This window comes from Streptomyces sp. NPDC005761 (assembly GCF_040630635.1).
Lineage (GTDB): Bacteria > Actinomycetota > Actinomycetes > Streptomycetales > Streptomycetaceae > Streptomyces.
Genome location: NZ_JBEXXX010000017.1, coordinates 1 through 17,768 on the forward strand (window position 1 = coordinate 1; position 17,768 = coordinate 17,768).

10 protein-coding genes and 1 pseudogene are annotated in these 17,768 nt (G+C 72.4%); 2 read left to right on the plus strand and 9 right to left on the minus strand.

Going from position 1 to position 17,768, the window contains the following annotated elements; genetic code table 11:
* A pseudogene (locus tag ABZ434_RS17720) lies at positions 1–182 on the plus strand (ATP-binding protein); the annotation flags it as partial.
* A 145-nt stretch (positions 183–327) separates the two neighbouring features.
* Here the strand turns inward: ABZ434_RS17720 and ABZ434_RS17725 are convergent.
* The 9 genes from ABZ434_RS17725 to ABZ434_RS17765 form a co-directional block, all read right to left on the minus strand.
* Positions 328–531, minus strand: coding sequence for an acyl-CoA carboxylase subunit epsilon (locus tag ABZ434_RS17725; protein WP_359137005.1), 204 nt, complete (start codon positions 529–531; stop codon positions 328–330).
* A gap of 66 nt (positions 532–597) precedes the next feature.
* Positions 598–2,181, minus strand: a complete 1,584-nt coding sequence (locus ABZ434_RS17730) for an acyl-CoA carboxylase subunit beta (protein ID WP_359137008.1) — start codon at positions 2,179–2,181, stop codon at positions 598–600.
* A gap of 153 nt (positions 2,182–2,334) precedes the next feature.
* Positions 2,335–3,573: a carbohydrate ABC transporter substrate-binding protein gene (locus ABZ434_RS17735; RefSeq protein WP_359137011.1), complete on the minus strand. Its 1,239-nt coding sequence runs from the start codon at positions 3,571–3,573 to the stop codon at positions 2,335–2,337.
* On the minus strand, positions 3,570–4,589 hold the full coding sequence (locus tag ABZ434_RS17740) for a hypothetical protein (RefSeq protein WP_359137014.1): 1,020 nt from the start codon (positions 4,587–4,589) through the stop codon (positions 3,570–3,572). The genes ABZ434_RS17735 and ABZ434_RS17740 overlap by 4 nt, the downstream gene beginning before the upstream one ends.
* The gene (locus tag ABZ434_RS17745; RefSeq protein WP_359137017.1) at positions 4,589–6,025 is read right to left on the minus strand and encodes a zinc ribbon domain-containing protein; all 1,437 of its coding nucleotides are present in this window, start codon (positions 6,023–6,025) and stop codon (positions 4,589–4,591) included. The genes ABZ434_RS17740 and ABZ434_RS17745 overlap by 1 nt, the downstream gene beginning before the upstream one ends.
* A gap of 65 nt (positions 6,026–6,090) precedes the next feature.
* Positions 6,091–8,388, minus strand: coding sequence for a tetratricopeptide repeat protein (locus ABZ434_RS17750; protein WP_359137020.1), 2,298 nt, complete (start codon positions 8,386–8,388; stop codon positions 6,091–6,093).
* The gene (locus ABZ434_RS17755) at positions 8,385–9,779 is read right to left on the minus strand and encodes a serine protease (protein ID WP_359137022.1); all 1,395 of its coding nucleotides are present in this window, start codon (positions 9,777–9,779) and stop codon (positions 8,385–8,387) included. The genes ABZ434_RS17750 and ABZ434_RS17755 overlap by 4 nt, the downstream gene beginning before the upstream one ends.
* A gap of 67 nt (positions 9,780–9,846) precedes the next feature.
* Positions 9,847–12,114 (minus strand): polysaccharide lyase 8 family protein, encoded by a 2,268-nt coding sequence (locus ABZ434_RS17760; RefSeq protein ID WP_359137304.1) that lies wholly within the window; start codon positions 12,112–12,114, stop codon positions 9,847–9,849.
* A gap of 184 nt (positions 12,115–12,298) precedes the next feature.
* Positions 12,299–16,165, minus strand: a complete 3,867-nt coding sequence (locus ABZ434_RS17765) for an endo-alpha-N-acetylgalactosaminidase family protein (RefSeq protein WP_359137027.1) — start codon at positions 16,163–16,165, stop codon at positions 12,299–12,301.
* Positions 16,166–16,513: 348 nt separating this feature from the next.
* On the opposite strand from ABZ434_RS17765, the gene ABZ434_RS17770 reads away from it, so the two are divergent.
* Positions 16,514–17,743, plus strand: coding sequence for a glycoside hydrolase family 64 protein (locus ABZ434_RS17770; RefSeq protein WP_359137030.1), 1,230 nt, complete (start codon positions 16,514–16,516; stop codon positions 17,741–17,743).
* Positions 17,744–17,768: the final 25 nt, after the last annotated feature.

The following is a 17,768-nucleotide window of genomic DNA, read 5'->3' on the forward strand; positions in this document are numbered from 1 at the left end:
CCTTCGTCATCGCCCTCAACGGCTTCGACGGACACCAGCCCTACACCCCCGACGAAGTCCGCGAAGCCCTCCAGATCGGACCCGACACCCCGATCCTGACGACGGACGCGCGGCACCGGGCGGACGCGAAGAGCGCGCTGATCACGTTGGTGGAGCACGCGCTGATGGCGCGCCTGCGGTAGGGCCCTCCCGGGCCCCGCGCCCCGCGTACACGCAAGGCCCCGCACTCCTGGTGGAGTGCGGGGCCTCTCGTGTGGTGTGCCGGGCCTTGGGCCGTGCCGTGTCCTCAAGTCGCCGGACGGGTTCGACGGGGCCGGCGGCCGGGGGTCAGCCCTGCCAGCTGTGGGGGGCGCGGAAGCCCGGGGTGCGCTCCAGGCGGCGCCAGCCCGCGGTGTTGCGGCCGAGGTGGGCGGGGGCGTCGGCGGGCCGGGAGGCCGCGCGGGCGAGCAGGACCGCCGTTATGGCGGCCAGCTCCTCGGGGTCGGCCAGACCCTTCTCGACGCGCAGCACGGACTCGGTGGCAGTGCTCATGAATGTCTCTCCGTCTACTCGGCAGGTCTTCGCGGGGGCCTTGCAGGGTTGCTGCGGGGCCGCGGACTACTGCGGGGGGTTGCCGTGCTTGCGGGACGGCAGGTCGGCGTGCTTGGACCGGAGCATCGCGAGCGAGGCGATCAGGACCTCGCGGGTCTCGGCAGGGTCGATGACGTCGTCGACCAGGCCGCGCTCGGCGGCGTAGTACGGGTGCATCAGTTCGGCCTTGTACTCCTTGACCATGCGGGTCCGCATGGCTTCCGGGTCCTCGGCGTCGGCGATCTGCCGACGGAAGATGACGTTGGCGGCACCTTCGGCGCCCATCACCGCGATCTCGTTGGTCGGCCAGGCGTAGGTGAGGTCCGCACCGATGGACTGGCTGTCCATCACGATGTAGGCACCGCCGTACGCCTTGCGCAGGATCAGCGAGATCCTCGGCACCGTCGCGTTGCAGTAGGCGTACAGCAGCTTCGCGCCGTGCCGGATGATTCCACCGTGCTCCTGATCGACACCGGGCAGGAAGCCGGGGACGTCCAGAAGAGTGACGATGGGAATGTTGAAGGCGTCACACATCTGGACGAACCTGGCGGCCTTCTCGCTCGCCTCGATGTCCAGGACACCGGCCAGGGCCTGCGGCTGGTTGGCGACGATGCCGACGACCTTGCCGTCCAGCCGGGCCAGCGCGCAGATGATGTTGCGGGCCCAGCGCTCGTGGATCTCCAGGTAGTCGCCGTCGTCGACGAGCTCCTCGATGACCTTGTGCATGTCGTACGGGCGGTTGCCGTCGGCCGGGACCAGGTCCAGGAGGACGTCGCCGCGCCGGTCGGCCGGGTCGTCGCTCGACACGACGGGCGGGTTCTCCCGGTTGTTCGAGGGCAGCATCCCGATGAGGTAGCGGACCTCGGCGATGCAGGTCTCCTCGTCGTCGTACGCGAAGTGCGCGACGCCGGAGGTCTCCGCGTGCACATCGGCGCCACCGAGGCCGTTCTGCGTGATCTCCTCGCCGGTGACCGCCTTGACGACGTCCGGTCCGGTGATGAACATCTGCGAGGTCTCGCGGACCATGAAGACGAAGTCCGTGAGGGCGGGGCTGTAGGCCGCACCGCCCGCGCACGGGCCGAGCATCACGCTGATCTGGGGGATGACACCGGAGGCCCGGGTGTTGCGCTGGAAGATGCCGCCGTAGCCGGCGAGGGCGGAGACGCCCTCCTGGATACGGGCGCCGGCGCCGTCGTTGAGCGAGACCAGCGGAGCACCGGCCGAGATGGCCATGTCCATGATCTTGTGGATCTTCGTGGCGTGGGCCTCGCCCAGCGCGCCGCCGAAGATCCGGAAGTCGTGTGCGTAGACGAAGACCGTACGGCCCTCGACCGTGCCCCAGCCCGTGATGACACCGTCGGTGTAGGGCTTCTTCTCCTCCAGGCCGAAACCGGTCGCCCGGTGCCGGCGCAGCTGCTCGACCTCCTTGAACGAACCCGGGTCCAGGAGCAGGTCGATGCGCTCGCGCGCCGTCAGCTTGCCCTTGGCGTGCTGCGCCTCGGTCGCCCGGTCACTCGGTCCGCGCCGGGCCTGCTCGCGCAGCGCCAGCAGTTCCGCCACACGACCACGGGTGTCGCTCGGCTCGCCCTGGGTTTCGTCCACAACGGTCATGTATCGACCCTACGAACACCACCCAGAAAACCCTGCCGTCGACTCCGTACAGTCTCCTGCCCGGTTTCCTGGTGGAGCCTGACAGAAGCCTTGGGCCATGCAGGCGAAGTACCAGCCCGCACCCGCCCCCTTTTGTGGAAGTCCCACAAAGGCTCACTGTGGTCTGCCGCACACCCCGGTCAGCCGGGGGGTGTCCGGGAGCTGGGCGTCCTGGACCTTCTGGATGTCCGCCAGCCTCGACCGTACCGGCTCCGCCGGGTGCGCCATCGTGAGCAGCACGGCCTCGTAGAACGCGTCCCGCACCGCTGCCGGCATGACGTCCGACGCGTCCAGGCAGAGCGGCACCCGCTGGTCCGCGAAGCGGCGGCTCACCTGCTTGTCGACCGCGCCCTTCTTGGGCGGGACGGCCGCGTTGGCCGAGAACACCCCTCCCGTGCGGCCCCACTCCTCCTGGGCGTCCCGGGAGGCGAGCCGTCGGATCATCTCACGGGCGGGGCCGCTGCGGCCGAAGAGCGCCGCGAAGTCGGCCGACACCTCGTGGGCCTTCACCGTATAGGGGCCGCCGGGCAGCAGCGGAGCCGAGTCCACGAAGGTGGCCCGGTCCTTGTCGTCGCCGTAGAAGGCGCGGGCGAAGGAGCCCTGGTGCTCCAGGTCGCAGCCGCCGCCGAAGAGCAGTCCCTGGCCCCCTGCCGGTCCGCGGTGGTCGGCCAGCAGCATGTCGCCGGCCCGGTCCGGGTCCCGGGCGAGCATCCCGGCCCAGGTGGTCCAGGCGGCCACCACGCGGTCGTCGGTCCAGTCCAGGTCACCGGTCGCCCAGCGCGCGTACAGCACCGGGCCCGCGCGCTGGAGGATGAGGTCCTCGATCCAGTCGCTGCCGGGCCAGCCGGAGGCGCCGTCGTCGCCCATGCCGATGCACCACGAGGCCAGCGGTGCGGGGCGGCGGCCCGGGGCCGTGCCCTCGCGGTGCCAGACGATGGACTTGAGGTCGGCCTTGAGCGGTACCCACAGATCGTCGGCGATGTCCTGAGCCTCGGGCTGCCACGGATTGCCGTACTCCTCGGGCTCGTACAGCCCCTCCAGGGAGCGCAGCCGGCCCTCGTCCGCGTACTCGACGAGTTCGCCGACGCCAGGCAGGATCGCGATGTCGGGCGGGTCGCCCGCCTGGACCTCGGCGAGCAGCACCTCGCGGGTCGCGGCGGTGCCCTGGTAGGTGTACGGGATGCCGAAGCCGTCCAGGACATGCTTGAACCGCTCCTCCTGCGCGTCGGTCCACGGGCCGAGGATCGTCACCTCCGGTTCCGCGTCGCTGCCGCCGGGGGCCGCGAGTCCGCAGCCGGCCGCGGTCATGAGCAGGGTCAGCACGAGCAGGAGTGCGCGGGCGCACGGGTTCATCCGGCCCTCCAGTAGTCGGCGTTGAGGCGCCGGACGATGCCGATGGCCGGCAACAGGACGGTCAGGGCGCCGCCGCCCAGCGCTCCGTAGTACGTCCAGCTCTGCCAGCTGTGGGCGGCCAGCCGGTCGCGCAGGGCGGCGGATTTGTCGGTGACGTACGTCTGGGAGTCGGTCAGGTTCGTGTGGTCCTGGGCCTGTCGGTCGATCGCGACCAGCCGGTGGCGGGCCGTGTCCAGCCGTTCCTGCGTGTGGACGGTGGCCCACAGCGGGACGACGGCGAGCGCGACGGTGACGAACAGCGCCGCCAGCAGCCAGGGGTCGTGGCTGCGTCCGCAACGGGTGCGCAGCACCCACAGGGCGCCGAGGCAGGTCAGGGCCAGGACCAGCAGGCCCAGTTCGGCGACGGCCCAGCCGGTGCGCTGAAGCGCTCCGAGTGAACTGACCCGGTCCACGCGCCGCATCTGGTGCTCCTGCAGGACGTCCAGGCGCGGCACGACCCCGGTACCCGGCCGTTCGAGGAGGGTTCGGGCCTCTCCGAACTTCTCCCGCTGCATCAGGTCGTCGTGCACGTACTTGACGGCGCCGGGCGTGATGGAGGTGCTGTACGAGGTCAGCACACCGTTGACCGTATTGAGGACGCCGCGGCCACGTTCCCCGTCGATCTGCACGTCCGAGAGCCGGGAGAGGCCCTGGTCGGCGGCGGCCAGCTGGGTCTCGTACCCCGCTCCGGCACCGACCACCTCGTCGATCCCGTTGTCGAGGGAGCTCTTCGCCTCCTCGTGGGCGCGCAGCAGCGCGAGCTGGGTGGCGGCGACCCCCTGGACTGCGGGGGCGCCGCGGGTGCGCATCTCGCCGGCGGCGTTCTGCACCTCGCGGTAGGAGACGAGCAGGGCGGTCATCGAGACGAGCGCGGTCACCACCAGGACGGCCAGATGCCGTTCCAGCAGCCGCCTCGTGCGTGAGTGCGTACGGCGTCGGGTCCGGAAGGCGCGCGTCCACCGGATCGGCGAGGGCATCACAGGCTCCTTCCGCAGGCAATGCAGTACCGGGCGTGGGGCCCGGCGAGATGGCGGCAGTGCGGGCACTTCACCGGCTTCTTCGCCGTGGTGTGACCGGGCAGTTCCAGCCCGTGGCCCGAGGCGATGTGCAGCTGTCCCCGGCGCACGGTGCCGCGGTCGACGGTCGGGCCGACCCGGACCACTCCGCGCGGGCCGTCGACGATGTCGGCCACCTGGCGCACGTCCTGGAGGACCCAGGCGGCACCGATCTCGTTGGCGAGCCGGACCGCGAGGCCGAACTGCGCCTCGGCCTCGCCGCGGCTCATGGGGTCGAGTGCGGCGTATCCGCGGTTGAGGGCGGTCCGCATCTGGGTGGCGGCGTTCATCGCCTGGAGGGTGCCGCCCCCGCCGCCGGTCGCCCCCGCGCCCACGGCGACACCGGGCGGCAGCCAGCGCACCAGCAGTGCTGCGGTGGCGTCCCCGACGGAGACGGTGGCCAGTTGCAGCAGCACGCCGAGCGGGTCGGTGCTCGCGTCGGCGTGCACGGTCAGGAGGTAGTCGCGGGTGCCCGGCTCCCACTGGTGGGTGGGGAATGCGATCCGGTGCGGCGACGGCGGCTGCTCCTGCCGGCGGGGGGCCGGTTCGAGGCGTTGCTGACGGGGGGCGGTCTCGGTCAGTTCCACCGCGCGCACCGCCGGACGTACGGTCACCACGACGGGCAGTTCGGGGCTGCGGACCCGGCGCAGCCGTCGCAGCGCCCCGGTGACCGCCGGGGCGAACCGGTCGGGGGCGTGCTCGGCGGTGCCGTGCAGGCTCTCGACGACGGCGAGCAGCGGCGCGGGGTCCCAGTCCCCGCCGACCGCCACCACATCCGCGGTGAACGCGTGTGCGCAGGAGGCGAGTTCCTCCCGCAACGCGCCGGGCCCGCCCGGCCCGGCGTCGTCCGCCGGGTCCCCGCCACTGCCATCGGTGATCAGCAGCAGGTGCCGCAGCGGCAGCGGGCGTTCGGCGAGCAGTTCGCGGGCGGCGGCGAGCCAGGCCGGATAGCCGGGCGGCGGACGGCCGTCCGCCGCCGGGGCGATCCGGCCCGCGCTGAAGGCCGCACGGCGCTTCTCCATCGTGTCGGCCAGTGCCCATCGGCCGCGCAGCGGGTAGCAGCGCGTCGGCTCCCCGCTCTCGTCGACGCCGCCCAGGACGGCGAAGGAGACACCGTCGGGCAGGGCGCGCAGTGCGGCGGCGAGGGCGGCCGCCGCGGCCTCGCGGCGCACGGCGGCGACGTCCAGCGCGATGACGACGGCGAGTTCGACGGCGGGCACCTCGTCGCGGGGGCCGACGCCGATGGCCTTGACCCGCAGGTGGGCGTCGATCCGGGCGTCGTGGTGCGGCTGCTGGTCGCGCCGGGTGTCCAGGGACACCTTGAACTCCAGCCCGGACGACGGGGCGTCAACGCCCATGGGACAGCCTCCAGGGGTTTCGGACGGGGGGTGTGCGGCGTCGGCGGGCCCATGGGCCACGGCCGTCAGAAGCGGGTCTGCGGGCGGACCGCGTGCGACAGGTCGATCAGCCGCTCGTACTCGGCCGGTCCCTGCCGCTGCCGGGCCAGCCAGCGGTAGCACTGCTCCAGCTCCGTCCGCACCGCCCGCTCCCCGGGCACGGGCGGGGGCGGCAGCCCGATCCTCAGCAGGCCGCCCCGGGGCCGTGCGTTCCGGCCCGCGGCACGGACGGCGTCGAGCTTCCACTCGTACAGCTCGGTCCGCAGCAGCCATGCCGCCTCGTCGCCCGCGACCACGGGGGACGGCGTGCCCGGCTGCGGCACGAGCGCGGTCAGACAGGCGTCGATCTCCGCCTCCACGGGCAGCGGCCGGTCCCCCGTCGCGAGCCGGGCCGCCCTGATGCGCAGGGCGGCGATCCGGGCGACGGTGTGGTCACGCGACTCGTCGGGCACCAGGTCCAGGACCTCCGTCGCCGCGGCCCGGTCACCGCGCGCCAGGGCGAGCCTGGCCAGTCCCAGGGCCGCGCCGACGTGCGAGGGGTTACGGGCATGGACGGCCCGGAAGAGTTCGTACGCCGAGGGGCCCGCGGCGGCCGGCCGGTCGTCGCCGAGCTGTTCCGCGCTGTACGCCAGCGCCAGCTTGGCCGCGTACTCACCGGGCAGGGCACGGTGTACGGCGGAGAAGTGCTCCAGGGCCGCTTCGAGCATGGGCTGCCGGTCGTGCAGCACATCGGCGCTGCGCAGGGCGACGAGCCCCCAGTGCCAGCTGAGCCGCCATTGCCGGACCGGCCCCGGGCCCGGTATCGCGGCGGCGGCCTGGACCTGTTCCCGGGCCGCGGCCAGTGCCTCCTCGCCGTCCTGGCCGAGCAGCAGCCGGGCGTTGTGCAGGCAGATCTCCACCGACCGCTCCCCTTGGGCGGGCTGGGTCAGCGGCTGTCCGGGGTCGTAGCTGCTGACCCCGAACCGGGCGGCCTGCGGGTCCCGCGGATAGGGCCGGGGCACGGGCAGTCTGCGGGCGATCTCGGTCGGGGTGGGCAGCCCGGAGTCGAGCGCGGGCGCCGGGGGCGTGTCCCGGCGGCCGTACAGCGGGCGGCGCAGCCAGTGGGCGTAGTCGGGCACCGAGCCCAGGCGCGCGCCCAGCAGCTCGGTGGACGGGGTGAAGTAGGCGGAGGGCTCCGGCTGGTCGCGCTTGCCGCGCAGGGCCCGGATCTCGCGCAGCACCCCGCGCAGTTGGCCCGCCATGTCGTCCGCCGAGCCGAACCGGTGTTCCGGGTCGTGGGCGGTGGCCCTCTCCACGGCCAGCCGGAAGGAGCTGATACCGAGCCCCGGCACGTCGTCGCCGACCGCCCAGCCGGCCAGTTCGGCCAGGGTGACGCCGACCGTGTGGACGTCGTGGGCGACGGTGAGAGGGCCCGTCCCGTCCATCTCGGGTGCCGCGAACCAGGGGGTGATCACGGGCGGCGGATCGACGGACCCCGCCTTGCGGACCCCGCCGAGGTCGATGACCTTGATCCCGTCGAGGTGGTGGATGACGTTGGACGGCTTCATGTCGCCGTACAGGAATCCCATGCCGTGCAGATGGGCGAGGGCCTCCAGGATCTGGCAGCCGTAGGTGATGACGTGCTCGATGTCGAGGACGAAGGCGCCCTGGCGGGTCGACTCGACGACTGCCGTCAGGGTCCGGTCGCCGACGTCCTCCATCACGATGTAGCCGCCGGAGACGGTGCCGTCGGCGTTGCGCGTACTGACGAAGTCACGGATCTGGACAATGCGTTCGTGCCGGATGGCGACCAGGCTGCGCCGCTCCTCACCGGCCTGCACGGCGCCGCGTTCCGCGTACCGGTTGAGGAGGCCCTTGACCGCGACGAAGTCCTCCAGGTGGGTGTCCTCCGCCAGGTAGACCCAGCCCTGGCCGCCGTGGGCGATGGGACCCCGGATCCGGTACTGGTCCTGGAGCGGCGGCCCGTCCTTCGTCAGCTCGGGGCGGTAGGAGTACGGGGCGCCGCACTGCGGGCAGTACCCCTCGTCCGGGGGCGGGGCCGCCGTGTGCGGCGGGACGAAGGAGGTGCGGCACGCGTCGGCCGAGCACGTCATCACGATGCGCACCGGCTGCTCGGCGGCTGCGAGGCGCTCGGCCGGCCTGCCCGGGTCCAGCAGCGGCAGTTCGAGCAGTCCGGCGGGGCCGTGCCGCTCGGGGGCGGTGGGCAGCGGTGGCAGTCCCGGCGCGCTCTCCTCGCGGCCGCAGGTGTCGCAGTAGCCGGTCGGCTCGACGGCTCCGCCGCAGGGAGCACCGGTGAAGCGGCGGTGCGGGCACGGAATCCTCATCGGCGCCGCTCCGCCGGGCCGCGTCCGGGCCGTTGGCCGGGAAGAGGGGGCCGCCCGGGCCCCTCCGTCCGGCCCAGGTCGTCGCGTAACTCCCGTAACAGCTGCTTCAGTTCGGTCAGCCGGTCCTGCGGGTCGGCCAGCAGCCGCAGTTCGCGCAGCCGGTGGCGACGAGCCGCCGCGTCGACCGCGGGGCGCGGGACCAGTGAGGCCGAGTCCACCATGCCCCGCAGCCCCGCCCACTCCCCCTCGATGCGCTCGACCCGGCGCACCAGCGTCTCCGCCTGCTCCTCCAGCGCGGGCACCAGCAGCTGCCGCGCCACCTCGGCCAGCCCCTCGCCGTCGGCACGGCGGAAGACGACCAGGAGCCGGAACCCGAGCGTCCTGACGCGCGTCAGCAGCCGCACCAGAGCCCCGGGGTCGGGATCCTCGTCCAGACCGATCACGGCGAGCACCGGCCCCGATCCGGCGGGCCTGCCGCCTTCCGAGCGGTCGGGGACGTTGCCGCCCTCCAGCAGCCAGTCGCGGTAGGCGTTGCGCTGGTACCGGGGCGGCCGCAGCTGCGCCACCAGGGTCTCGACGAGCTCCTCGGGCCGGGTGACACCGCCCCGGCAGACCAGGTGGGCCCGGTGGAGCTGGTGCTGGAGGGCGCGGTCGCGGCCGCTGCCGTGAGCGACGACGCCGAACCGCACGGCGGGCTCATCGCCGCCCGCGAACCACTGCCTCAGCCTCCGCTCCAGCGCCCGGTCCCAGCCGTCGGGGCCGCTCAGCTCGGCGACCAGCGGGACGAGTTCGGCGATGCGGTCGACGGGGATCATGTAGGAGAACGCCAGGTCGTTCTCGGTGGGCGGGGCCAGTTCCAGATCGCCGCGCCAGCTGACCACCAGGCCGACGACCTCCTCCGTCCCCGGCCGCTCGCCCCGGGTCTGGACGGCGGCGCCGCTGAAGCCGGGGCGCACCACCTCCGCGTTGGTCCCGGCGTCGAGCTGCACCCAGTCGCCGTGCAGTCCGCTGATGCGGCCGCTCAGCCACATCCCGTCGTCGAAGCTCTGGGAGTACCCGCCGATCCACACCTCGCCGCCCCGCTCCAGCCGCCGTCCCAGTGGCGCGGGCGCCGCCTGCGGGCGCGGGCTGTCCAGCGCGAGTACGGCGATGTCCTCACCGGCGGCCCCGTTCGCTCCCGGCAGCCAGCCGTCCGGCGCGACCCGGGCGCCGACGGGCGGGATGCCGGGGCTCTCGGCGAACTCCACCCACATGCGGGTGTCCGGCTCCCCGACGACGTGGGCGCAGGTCAGCATCCGGTCCTGGGTGAGGAGCACTCCGGCCCCGCACACCGGTCCGTCCACACCTCCGCGGCGTAACCGGAGCCGCCAGTCCGCTCTCAACTCCCCCATAACGCTCGAGAGTACGCGTGCAACAGCCACCCTTCCCAGACTCCGCACACACTCCGGTCCGAACGGGTCACCGGACGTCGCACCACAGGGTGGCCCCCGCCGTGCCCGGGTCCACGCCGAGCACGAGCCGTCGGCCCGTGGCGCGGACCTCGATGCCCGGGCCCGCCGAGACGACCTGGCGCACCGGCCGGTCCCAGACCACTTCGAACGGGGTGCCGCTCCGGTCGGGCCCGCTGACCCGGACGGCCGTCGTGCTCCTGCCCTCGCGTACGAGCACGCCGGCCGGCCCGGTCGCGGAGAGCCGCCCCGCCGTACCCGGCTGCCAGAAGTTGGCGGCGGTCAGTCCGAGCGAGCGCACGGCGACGGCCTGCACGGCGGCGGTGTTGGCGAGCACCGTCAGCCAGTGGCCGTCGGCCGCACGGGCGGCGACCGTGCGCCGGGAGGCTCCCGGCATCAGGAGGTAGAGGTAGCCGGCGTCGGTGGGGTCCGTTCCGTGGTCGAGCCAGAGGGTCTGCCAGTGCCGGGTCTGCTGCTCGGTGGCGCTGGTGGTGTTGATGTCGGACCAGGCTCCGGTCCTGGCCTCGCGCAGGGTGTGCAGGGCGGCGCCCCCGGGCAGGACCCAGCCACCGTGCCCCTCCAGGTGGGCCCAGCGGGGGCGTTCCCGGTCGTCGACGGTGAGACGCTGGCTGCCGGCCGGGCCGAGGTTGCGGTTGTCGACGACGGTCTCGACGGGAACCCCGTCGGTGGCGGTGATGCCCGCGCCGAGGCAGATGACCGTATCGGCGGCGCAGAACCAGGACTTGCGGGCCTCCAGGGTGGAACCGAGGCCCTTCACATGCTGTCCGACGGCGGCGAACTCACCGTCGTGCGTGCCGCCGACCCACCGTACGGCCGGGCGGGGTTCGCCCCATTCGCCGCCGGCCCGGTCGGCGAGGCGCTTGGTGGAGACGGTGGTGCCGGGCAGCCGGTACCAGTCGACGGTGGGCCAGAACCAGTCCGTGTACTGGTCACCACCGTCCCGGCCCTGCCACCAGTAGAGCATTCCGGCCCCGGTGTGCCAGCCGCGCGGGTTCTCGCCGTTGCCGCACTCGTACGAGCTGATCCGCTCCGATGCCATGGAGAGGTTCGCGACCCAGCCGGGGCGGCGGTGCACGGCTCGGTCCATCGCGGCGAACAGGGTGTGGCCGACGGGTTCGGGCGCGGCCGGGACGGGGGCGGCGGCCGCTGCCTGCAGGCGGGACAGGTCGGCGACCCCCAGCTGCGGGGCGGCGAGGATCGGGCTGACGGTGTCCCGTTCGATCCAGCCCTTGACCATGCCGTTCCACCGGTCGCGCTCGGCCGCGGACGCGCCGCCCGCGAGCAGGGCGACGGCGGCGATCAGGCCCTGGCCGTGGAAGTGGTCACTGCGCATGATCCGGCGTTCGTCGCTCTTGAGGAGGCCCCGGCTGATGGCGCGGCCGTTGACGCTGTCCATCATCAGGCCGTCGTGGATGAGCGGCGCGTAGGCGTGTTCGACGCTGTCGAGGATGATCTGCCGGTTGGGGTCGGTGACCTCCCAGGTGGATCCGGCCAGAAGGGCGAAGAGCCGGCCGAGGCCGTCGAGCATGACCTGGCCGTACGTGCCCGAGTAGGCGACCCAGGTGTGCTGGACGAACGAGCCGTCGGCGTAGAGGCCGTCGCCCTTCGTCACGTACGGGAAGACGGGTGAGAGCGCGTCGCGGGCGAGCGCGGTCCTCGCGGCGTCCCGGCCGAGGATGCCGCGCAGGGTGACGGAGCGGCACAGATCGACGCGGTTGGCGCCGGTCGAGGTGCCGCTGTAGTCGGTGAGCATGGTGTCGGGGATGAAGTGGTCGACGGCGGCGCAGGCGGCAGCGACCCGTTCCTCGCCGAGGTGGGGGCGCAGGACGGCGACGATGTCCATGAGCAGGCGCGGGCTGCCGATCTGCCACTCCCACCAGTTCCCGTAGCGGACCGTGGTGGTGTTGTAGACCGTCGCGGAGAGGTGGTCCAGTCCCCGCAGGATGTCGGTGAGGAGGCCCTCGTCGCCGGTGTGGCCGGTGCCCTGCTGGGCGTACGCCTGGGTCATCGTCCACAGCCGGCCGTAGCTCCAGGTGATGCCGGACGGCGGGTCGAAGGTGTGCCCGGGCCAGAGGGAGCCGGTGGCGGAGGCCATCGTCGAACGGAAGTCCGCGGCGAGTTCACCGGTCTCGGCCAGCTTGGAGGCGTACGGCTCGGTGGCGGGGTCGTAGCCGGTGCCGAGCGAGAGGTCGTTCCAGCGCAGCCGGAGCGTCTCGAACTCGTCCTGTGCCGCACGGGCCGTCGGGGCGAGCGCCAGTCCGAGTGCGGTGGCACCGCCGGTGGCGAGAAAGGCACGGCGGGACCAGGCGGGCAGGAGTGACACGGGGCTACCTCCGGTGGGCAAGTGGTACAGACCTGGCGGTGGTTGGTCTAACACGGGGTTGCGTGTGCGGGAAGGGGGCGGGTCCGCTGCCGGACCCGCCCCCGCGTCGTGGAGCCGTTCAGCCTCCGCAGTGGAAGCGGGCGTTGCCCCAGTCGGCGTGGTCGTTGCCGTTGCCGTCGCCGCCGTCACCGGCGATCAGCTCGACGTACTTGGCGCCGGTGACGTCCGCCGACAGCGACCACGCGGCGTCGGCGGCCTTGAGGACCGGCGACTTCACCTTCTCCGTACCGTCTGCCTGTACGGAGAACTGCACGCTGCCGGCGCTCTTCTGGACGTCGTCCACCCCGACCTCGGCGGTGAAGGACGTGCATTTCCCGCCCAGGTAGTAGCGGATGCTCGCCGGCGCGTGGCTGCCGATGCCCTTCTCGTACACCGTGCCGCCGATGGTCAGCGCGGTGCCGTCGCCGGTGCCGGTCTCGCCGTTGGAGAGGTCGCGCTCGACCGGGCCCCAGCCGTTCGAGGTGGCGGTCCAGTCCACGTCACTGGCCCAGCTGTCGGTGGTGGGCGGCGGCGGCAGGGTCCGTACGGACGTCTGCGCACCGAGGGTCCGCTGCGCGCCGCCCACCGTGTACGAGGCCTCGGAACTCATCGGGTACGTGCGGTACTCGGCGTCCACCGGCGGGGTCACCTGCCAGCTCGCGGTGACCTCGGCGCCGGGCGCGACCGCGTCGAAGGTGACGGCTTCCGCGGGCTCGGCCGTCCAGCCCTCGGGGAGGGTGAGCTGCACCGATACGCCGGTGGCCGCGGTGTCCTCGTAGTTGGTGAAGTCAGCCGTCACGGTGTTGGCCGTGCCCGGCTCCAGGGTCTCGGCGACCGGGTCGAGGGTGAGTGTGCCGCAGGCGGCCTGCTCACCGGCGGGGGCCGCGCCCAGGTCGGTCACGGTGAAGCCGTCGAGGACGAAGTCGGCGCCGTCGGGGGCGTCGCCACGCTTGCGCAGCCCGGTCCAGGTGTCGCCGCAGCCCGCCGTGACGGTCTCGGTGAAGTGCCCGGTGGTGTGCTGGGCGCCGATCGCGGTGGTCCGGGTCTCGACGGAGTCGGGGGTGCCGTCCGCGGTGATCCGGTCGTATCCGTCGACCCATGCGTAGGCCCCGGCGTGGCTGGACTGGTAGTCGTACTCCACCTTGTAGCGGTGGCCGCCGGTCATCGGGACGGTCCAGGGGGCGGTCCGGTAGACGAGTCCGGTGTTCTCCTCGTGGGCCTTGAGGGACTCCTTGCCGCCTAGCACGTCGTCGACGAGCTTTCCGTTCCAGCCGGCCTGGGTGTACGGGGCGTGCAGCTGGGAGACGCTGGTGCGAGGGTCGGTGGAGCCGCCCGCGTCGCCCTTGAGGAAGGGGCCCCAGCCCTGGTCGACGTCCTCGAAGTCCTCGTGGACGACGGTGTTCTTCTTCGTGGCGGGGGCGTTCGCGACGACGCGTACGTCATCGGCGCGGACGGTCGCCGCGCTGCCGTCGGCGGCCTCGATGCGCAGGGTGGTGCGCCCGTTCGCCGGGGCGGTGAAGTTCACCTTCGCCCGCTGGAAGTACGTGCCGTGCCAGTCGGACGCGGCGACGTAGTCCTTAGCGGTGGAGCGGTCCACGGCGACGGACTTCCCGCCGGCCGTCAGCGTGGTGTGCCGGGTCCTGCCGGGCTGGACCTCGATGAGAGCGGACGCGGTGTAGCGCGCGCCGGGCGTCAGTCCGGCGATGCGCTGGGAGACCGCGGCGGCGCCGGTGCCGGAGAGCTTCGCGCTGTTGCGGCCCTGGTCGTCGGTGTCGCGGGCGGCGGTGCCGGTCTTCGACCAGTCCCCCAGCCCGCTGTCGTTGAAGCCGGGGTCGGCGACGGGCGTGCCCTGGCCCCACCGGGGGTCGGCGGCCTTCGGCGCCTTGGCCGGGTAGAGGACGTACGGCTGCCCGGCCTTCGCCTTCAGCGTGATCTTCCCGCCGACGGGACGGACCGTACCGGTCCTGACCCGGCCGTTGTCGGTGAGCTCGTAGACCGTGTACGCGCCCGTGGCGGGGACCGCCCAGGTGCTCGTGCCGCCGGACTCGCTGTAGTGGTAGAGCTTCTTGCCGCCGTCCCACGGCAGCAGGTAGTCGGTGCCGCTGAGCACCTTGCGGCCGTGGTCGTAGAAGGTCCGCTTCCCGTCCTCGACCGTGCCGCTCACCCCGCCGGTGAACGTGATGTCGTTGCCGTCCCAGCGCGTGATCTTCTGCTGCTGGAGGTACTTGGCGGGCAGGTTGCGCTGCCAGATGTTGTCGTAGAAGGCGTTCCAGTCGGTCTCGCCCGTCCAGCCCTCGAACTCGTCGATGGCGCTCTGGCCGAGCACCGGGTGGTTGTTCCAGACGTCCTTCTCGCCGTTGCGGATGAACCGGATGATCTGCGAGTTGAGGCCCTTGTTCGTCGCGCCGCCGTAGTCGAGGTCATTGGCCCAGTGCGACCAGAGCGAGCCGCGCTCGAACTTGTCGGCCCATTCGCTGGAGACGTTCCAGCCCTGCGCCTGCAGGGTCCGGAGGGTCTTGTCGGCGATCCAGCCGTGCGTGTAGTAGACGTCGATGTACAGCATGCTGAGGTTGCGGTCGGTCTCGTCCCGCAGCTGCTGGAAGCGCTTGGCCAGGTCACCGCTGTTGATGTCGCGGCGCTGGTCGATGTAGTAGCTCTGGTTGAGCCAGTTCCAGCCGGGCGCGGTCTTGTCGACGAGGTTCTCGTCGAAGGCCTTCGCCTCGGGGTAGGCCTCGGTGGCGTTGACGTGGACGCCGAAGGTGGCGCCCCACTTCTTGCCGTCCTCGAGGAGCTCGTTGAGGTCCTTCAGTCCGCCGGCGCGCTTGTTGTAGTTGCCGCCGTAGTCGGGGTGGGCCGAGTCGTGGCCCTCGGAGGCGTACCCCTTGAGCAGCGCGAGCTGGCCGAGGCCGTCCGTGGCGAGGGATATCCGCTTGACGTCGTCGAGCGTGCGCAGGAAGGGGTGGGTGGCCTGGCTGGCGAAGTTGAACGGGATGTGGGTGACCACTCGGTCCGCGGTGTCCTCGCTGCCCGGTGCGACCACGCCGATGGAGCGGAAGGCGACGGCACCGTCCTGCCAGTCGACGGTCCTGTCGCCGTTGGCGTCGGGGGTGACGACGACCTTCGCCCAGGGCAGGCCCTCCCCGCTCTCCGGCTTCGGTGCGCCGGCGCCGCGGTAGGTCCACTGACCGGACCAGACGCCGACGCGGGTGGCGCCGTCGCCGTCCTTGCGGGCCTGGTGCCAGAATCGGGCGTCGTCGCCGCCCGTGGCGCCCGAGGGCTTGTCGTACGAGGAGTTGGACTCGACGGCGGCCGCGAGGGAGCCGGTGTTGACGATCGCGTAGGTGCCGCCGACCGGCGCCGCGTCGGCCTTGGTGGCGTCGGTGACCTTCGCGAAGACGTCGGCGGTCCTCGTCGAGTCGGGGTCGAGCTTCGTGAAGGCGGTGGCGGCTCCGGCATCGGTGCTCGCGACGGAGACGAGGTCGTGGCCGGGGATGTCGATCGTGCCGACCCGGAACGCCTCGGTGTCGCGGACCGCGGTCACCTCGAAGGTGGTGGCGCGTCCGGAGACGGAGAGCGAGGCGTCGATCTCGACGCCGGGCAGTTCGGCGAAGACGAGGGTGTAGCGCGCGGCCGACGCGGTGATCTCCGGGGCGCCCTTGAGCTGCACGGGGTGGGCGGTGCCGTTGAGGGTGACGGCGGCGACCGGCCTGGTACTGCCGGACAGTTGGGCTCCGGTGGCACGGTCGGTGTACGTGAGGACGCGCGGGAAGTCGTCGGCGACGGCGACGGCGAGCTGCGCCGATCCGATGACGGGGGCGTCCGCCGGGGCGGCGGATCCGGCCGGGGCGGGGGCGGCGGCTGAGGCGGGCAGGGCGGTCCCGACCAGAGCCAGGACGGCTGCTGAGGCGGCGGCTGCGGCGCCCACCGAAGTAAATCTTGGCGACATGTGCTCTGCGTAGTCGCCGTGTCGTGACACCGTCAACGAGGTGCGGCTCCGAGGGCCTCTCCAGTCCAACAACCGTGCCGCGTTAGTCCAAGTGCGGGTGCGCGGGTCATCGCGGCCGCCGTGTTCAGTTCCTGGTCACGAACACTCGACCCGCCCCTCCGTCACCCCGCCAAATACTGTTTACCTGCGTCGAGTTGTGAAGACTTCTTTCTTTTGAGAGCGCTCTCAGTCACAAGTCTTGACGACTGTCCCGAGCATCGCGAGAGTGGTGCGCACCGCGGACGCCCCCACTCCGTCTCCCCGCACGATCACCCCGTCCGCGGCCCCCCACACACCCGGAGTCGTCTGATGATTTCGCGCAGAATGTTCCTCTCCGGCGGCGTCGCCGCCTCCGCGACCGCGCTCACCTATCCCCTCTGGGGAAGCGCGCTGAGTCCGAGCGCGTCGGCCTCCGCCGCGACCTGCGAACTGGCCCTGGAGAACCGCTCGCTGCCCGGCCGGGTCAACGCCTACGTCACCGGTCACGAACAGGGCACCGACCGCTGGGTGCTGCTGCGGCCGGACGGCAGTGTCTACCGGCCCGACTCCCCCGCCGCGCCGCAGACCCCGCTGCCGGTCGACTGCGCCATCCCGCTGAACGCGGCGGGTGGCGCCCCGGTCGTCCTGACACTTCCGCAGATGTACGGCGCCCGGGTCTACTTCGTCCGGGATGACACCCTCGACTTCTATCTCAACCCGGGCCCGGCGCTGGTCGAGCCGGCCTTCGCCACGTCCACGGACGCGAACTACGGGCGCACCTGGTCGTTCTGCGAGTTCACGTTCAACCCGCAGCAGCTGTACGCGAACATCAGCTACGTCGACCTGGTGACGGCCCTGCCCATCGGCCTGAAGCTGGAGGGCGACACCACGCACACGGTGGCCCCGCTCCCCGACGGCGCCGTACAGCGGATCGCCGACGGCCTCACCGCGCAGGCCGCCGCCGACGGGCAGCCGTGGGACAAGCTGGTCACGCGCGGCTCGGACGGCAGCGTGCTGCGGGTCATCTCGCCGCAGAACCTGATGGCCCCGTTCTTCGACCGGCCGGACCAGATGCCCTTCCGCGATCTCTTCACCGCGCAGATCGACGAGGTCTGGGAGAAGTACCGCTCGACCGACCTGCGGATCGACCTGCAGGGCGGACGCGGGGTCTTCACCGGGCGGGTCAGCGGCGACACCCTGACGTTCAACGGCGGGCACACGTTCACCAAGCCCGTGTCCAAGGACATCTTCACCTGCAACCACGGGCCGTTCACCAACAACCCGGCGGACTCCGACGACAAGAAGGGCCTGCTGGCCCGTCTCGCGGCCGGCTTCAACCGTTCCATCATGCTCAGCCACCCCGACCAGCCCAACGGCACCACGGTGGCCGACTACTACCAGGGCGCGGTGACCAACCACTGGTCGCGCATCGTCCACGCCAACAGCCCGATCGGCTACGCCTTCCCCTACGACGACGTGCGCCCCGAGGGCCAGCCCGACGTCTCGGGCGCGGCCAACGACGGCAACCCGAGGCGCTTCACGGTGACCGTGGGGTCCTGAGCCGCGACGCACGTGTGCCCCCGTC